Source organism: Streptomyces sp. NPDC001594, assembly GCF_042893675.1.
Taxonomy (GTDB): domain Bacteria; phylum Actinomycetota; class Actinomycetes; order Streptomycetales; family Streptomycetaceae; genus Streptomyces.
In genome coordinates this window covers 1-5,173 of the sequence record NZ_JBIAVB010000038.1, presented here as the reverse complement: position 1 = coordinate 5,173, position 5,173 = coordinate 1, and the positions used below count along the sequence as shown (strand labels likewise).

Sequence of the window (5,173 nt, the reverse complement as noted above, 5' to 3'; positions counted from 1 at the left end):
GCACGCCACCGGGACGCTGGCCGCTGTGGGCGAGCCGGTCGGGGCTGGTTCGGGGGTGTGGCCGCCGACGGGTGCTGTGCCGGTTGATGTGGGTGGCCTGTATGACCGGCTGGACGGGTTGGGTTACGGGTATGGGCCGGTGTTCCGGGGGGTGCGGTCGGCCTGGCGGCGTGGTGCGGAGGTGTTCGCGGAAGTCGCCCTCCCGGAGGTGGCGGGCGTGGACGCGGCCGCCTACGCCGTACACCCCGCGCTGATGGACGCGGTCTTCCACATGTCGATCGACCCGTCGGCCGACGAGGTGCGGCTGCCGTTCGTGTGGTCCGGTGTCGAGCGGTCGGGTGCGTCCGTGGGCGGATCGGTCCTGCGGGTCGCCATGGCCCCGTCCGCCCCCGGTTCCGGCGACGTATCGGTGCGGGTGGAGGACACCACGGGCACACCGGTGGTCTCGGTGGGCCGCCTGGTGACGCGGCCGGTGGCGCGGGAGCAGCTGCGGGCCGCCGACGGCGGACTGCGGGACGCGCTCTTCGCGCTGGAGTGGACCTCGGTACCCGTCACCTCGCGCCTCTCGTCGGAATGGGACGTCTGGGGCGCCGGGACAGGCACCCGACAGGGCTCCGGCCCGGTGCTGTGGGCGCACGGCGGCGACGCGGCACAGGACGCCGCGACGGCGACGGCCCGCGCGCTGGACGTCGTACAGGAGTTCCTGGCCGGTGAGCGGTTCGCGGGTGCGTGTCTGGTGGTGTTGACGCGTGGTGCGGTGGCCGCGGGGCCGGGCGAGGGTGTGGCGGATCTGTCGGCGGCTCCGGTGTGGGGTTTGGTGCGGTCCGCTCAGGTGGAGCATCCGGGCCGGCTGGTGCTGGTGGATGTGGAGCGGGGGCTGTCGGCTGATGCCGAAGAGGCCGCGTTGCGTGCCGCGTTGGGTTCGGGTGAGTCGCAGGTTGCGGTGCGGGGCGGGCGGGTGCTGGTGCCGCGGCTGGCGCGTGTCGTGCAGGCGGCGGAGAGCGGGGCCCGGGTGTCGTTCGGTTCTGGTGGGACGGTGCTGGTGACCGGTGGTACCGGTGGGCTGGGTGCGCTGGTGGCACGGCATCTGGTGGCGGAGTACGGGGTGCGGGACCTGCTGCTGGTGTCCCGGCGTGGTCTTGGGGCTGAGGGCGTGGACGCGCTGGTGGCCGAGCTGACGGGGCTGGGTGGCCGGGTGCGGGTGGAGGCGTGTGACGTCGCTGATCGTGACGCCCTCGCCGCCCTGCTCGCCTCGGTGCCGGACGACCGCCCGCTCACCGGCGTCGTCCACAGCGCCGCCGTGCTCGACGACGGCGTGATCGAATCCGTGGACGCGGAACGGCTGGCCGGCGTGTTCCGCCCCAAGGCGGAAGCCGCGTGGAACCTCCACGAGCTGACGCGGGACCTGGACCTCTCGGCGTTCGTCCTGTTCTCCTCCTTCGCCGGAGTGGTGGGCAGCCCGGGCCAGGCGAGCTACGCCGCCGCCAACACCTTCCTGGACGCCCTGGCGCACGAGCGCCGGGCACAGGGCCTGCCCGCCGTATCGCTGGCCTGGGGCTGGTGGGCCTCCGACGGCGGCCTGACGGGAGGCCTGTCGGAGGTCGACCGGGGCCGGCTCGCGGGTCTGGGGCTGACCGCCATGTCCGCCGGCGACGGGCTCGCCCTCTTCGACGCGGGCGTGGCGGCGCAGCGGCCCCTGACCGTGCCGGCGCCGCTCGACGTCGCCGGGCTCCGGCGCCGTGACGCGGAGGAGGTTCCGGCGGTACTGCGCTCACTCGTACGCGGTACGGTCCGGCAGGCCCGCACCGAGGAGACGGCGCACGCCGAAGCGGGGCTCGCGGCGCGCGTCGCGGGCCTGGCCGGGGCCGAGCGCCGACGCCTGGTCCTGGACGTGGTCCGCGGGCACGTCAGCGGGGTCCTCGGCTACGGCCCCGGACAACAGGCGGGCGTGGACGTCCCGTTCAAGAGCCTCGGCTTCGACTCGCTGATGGCGGTCGAACTGCGCAACCGGCTGGGCCGGGCCACCGGCCTGCGGTTCCCCGCCACCCTCGTCTTCGACCACCCCACGGTCCAGGACCTGGCCGCGCACGTGGACGCCTCCCTGGAGACGCCGGCCGTCGCCGAACCGGCGATCGAGCCGCTCCTCGCGGACCTCGGGAAGATCGAGCACGTGCTGACCGGGCCGGCGGCCCTCGGCGGTGAGGCACGACAGCGCATCACGGACCGGCTGACGGCCCTGCTGGCCCTGGCCGGACCCCACGAGGACCCGGCCGCGCCCGTCGCCCCGACCGGCACGGCGGACGGCGCCGGCTTCGTCGGCCAGCTCGAAGCCGCGACGGCCGACGAGATCCTCGACGTCATCGAAAAAGAGTTCGGCACGTTCTGAACCGGCCCGCCCCGCCCCCCTCTCGAACGCCTTGCGGAGTTATCTCACATGAATGACGAGCAGAACCTGCTGAACAAGCTGAAGTGGGTCGCGCGGGAGCTGCACCAGACCCGGCAGCAGCTCCAGAGCGCCGAGCAGCGCGACCGCGAGCCGATCGCGATCGTCGGCATGGCCTGCCGGTACCCGGGCGGCGTGAGCTCCCCCGAGGACCTGTGGCGGCTCGTGGCCCGCGAGGGCGACGCCGTCTCGGACTTCCCCGAGGACCGGGGCTGGGACACCGACGCCCTGTTCGACCCGGACCCGGACCGGCCCGGCAAGAGCGCCACCCGCAAGGGCGGGTTCCTCTACGACGCGGCCGACTTCGACGCACAGTTCTTCGGGATCTCGCCGCGCGAGGCCCTCGCGATGGACCCGCAGCAGCGGCTCCTCCTCGAAGCCTCCTGGGAGGCGGTCGAGCGGGCCGGGATCGACATCACCACCCTGAAGGGCAGCCGCACCGGCGTCTACGCGGGGGTGATGTACCACGACTACGCCGCGGGCCTGGAGTCCGTACCGGACGAGATCGAGGGGTACTACGGCACGGGCACGGCCGCCAGCGTCGTCTCCGGCCGGGTCCCCTACACCTTCGGCTTCACCGGCCCGGCCATCACGGTCGACACGGCCTGCTCGTCCTCGCTCGTCGCCCTGCACCTCGCGGTACAGGCACTGCGCCGCGACGAATGCTCGCTCGCCCTGGCCGGCGGTGTGTCGGTCATGTCCAGCCCGGTGATGTTCGCGGAGTTCAGCCGTCAGGGTGGTCTGTCGGTGGACGGGCGGTGCAAGGCGTTCGGGGCGGGTGCGGACGGCACCGGCTGGTCCGAAGGCGTCGGTGTGCTGGTGTTGGAGCGGTTGTCGGACGCGCGGCGCCACGGGCATCAGGTGCTGGCGGTGATCCGGGGCAGTGCGGTCAACCAGGACGGGGCGAGCAACGGTCTGACGGCTCCGAGTGGTCCGGCGCAGGAGCGGGTGATCCGGCAGGCGCTGGCGAACGCGGGGCTGTCGGCGGCCGACGTCGACGCGGTCGAGGCGCACGGCACGGGCACCCGGCTCGGCGACCCCATCGAGGCACAGGCGCTGCTCGCCACGTACGGGCAGGAGCGTACGGCTGAACAGCCCCTGTGGTTGGGGTCGTTGAAGTCGAACATCGGGCATGCGCAGGCCGCGGCCGGTGTCGGTGGTGTGGTGAAGATGGTGATGGCGATGCGGCACGGTGTGCTGCCGCGGACCCTGCACGCCGACGAGCCGACGCCGTTGGTGGACTGGTCGGCCGGTGCGGTGGAACTGCTGGACGAGGCACGCTCCTGGCCCGACGCCGACCGCCCGCGCCGGGCGGGGGTCTCCTCGTTCGGGATCAGCGGCACCAACGCCCACGTCATCCTGGAGCAGGCCCCCGTGGGGGAGGCGGAGGACGTTCCGGTGTCGGCGTCCGGTGGTGGTCCGGTGCCTTGGGTGGTGTCGGGGCGTACGCCGGAGGCTCTGGCGGCGCAGGCCGGGCGGCTGCTCGCCTACGTGGCCGGCCAGGAGTCGCCCGATGCGCGGGCCGTGGGCCGTGGACTGACCGCCACGAGGTCGGTCTTCGCACACCGGGCCGTGGTTTTCGCCGACGAAACCCGGACCTTGGTGGAAGGCCTCGACGCGCTGGCCCGGGGCGGGGAAGCTCCCGGGTTGGTGCGTGGGGTGGCGGACGGGCCGGCGCGTACTGCGGTGATGTTCACGGGTCAGGGCAGTCAGCGGGTCGGGATGGGCCGGGGGCTGTATGAGGCGTTCCCGGTGTTCGCGGAGGCTTTGGACGAGATCACCGGTCTGTTCGACCGGGAGTTGGGGGAGGGGCCCTCCCTGCGCGACCTGATGTTCGGTCAGGGCGACGCGGGTGAGGGGTTGTTGGACCGGACGGTGTTCGCGCAGGCGGGGATCTTCGCCGTTGAGGTGGCGTTGTTCCGGTTGGTGTCCTCGTGGGGTGTGCGGCCCGATTTCCTGGTCGGGCATTCGGTGGGGGAGATCGCTGCGGCTCATGTGGCCGGGGTGATGTCTCTGGCGGATGCGGTGCGGTTGGTGGCCGCGCGGGGCCGGCTGATGCAGGCGTTGCGTGCGGACGGTGGGATGGCCGCGGTGGAGGGCGGCGAGGCCGAGGTGCGGGCGGCGCTTGCCCGTTTCGGTGGCCGGCTGGAGGTTGCGGCGGTCAACAGTGCGCTGTCGGTGGTGGTTTCCGGTGACGTGGATGCCGTGGCGGAGTTCGCCGCAGGGTGGAAGGGGCAGGGTCGGCGGGTCAAGCGGCTGACGGTCAGCCACGCGTTCCACTCGCACCACATGGACGGGATGCTGGACGAGTTCCGCGCCGTGGCGCAGGGGCTCCAGTACCACGCTCCGCGTATCCCGCTGGTGTCCAACGTGACCGGTGCGCTGTCCGAGGGCGGCGAGGTCTGCTCGGCGGAGTACTGGGTGAGGCACGTGCGGCAGCCCGTCCGCTTCATGGACGGGGTGCGCTCCCTGGAGGCCGAGGGTGTCACGGCGTACCTGGAACTGGGTCCCGACGGGGTGCTCTCCGCCCTGGGACCCGACTGCCTGACGGCGGACGAGGACGCGGCGCCCGCCGTGTTCGTGTCCGCGCTGCGGGGCGAGGGCACGCCGGAGCCGCATGCGCTGCTGGGCGCCGTCGCGCAGGCGTACAGCCATGGCGTCGAGGTCGACTGGGCTGCGGTGCTGGGCGCCGGGCCGGTCGCCCGCGACCTGCCGACGTACGCCTTCCAG

2 protein-coding genes are annotated in these 5,173 nt (G+C 73.3%); both read left to right on the top strand.

What is annotated here, in order from left to right:
* Nucleotides 1-25: 25 nt before the first annotated feature.
* Nucleotides 26-2,386 (top strand): SDR family NAD(P)-dependent oxidoreductase, encoded by a 2,361-nt coding sequence (locus ACFY0O_RS37600; RefSeq protein WP_388955596.1) that lies wholly within the window; start codon nt 26-28, stop codon nt 2,384-2,386.
* 48 nt (nt 2,387-2,434) lie between these two features.
* On the top strand, nt 2,435-5,173 hold a 2,739-nt coding region (locus tag ACFY0O_RS37595; RefSeq protein WP_388955593.1), incomplete at its 3' end, for a type I polyketide synthase.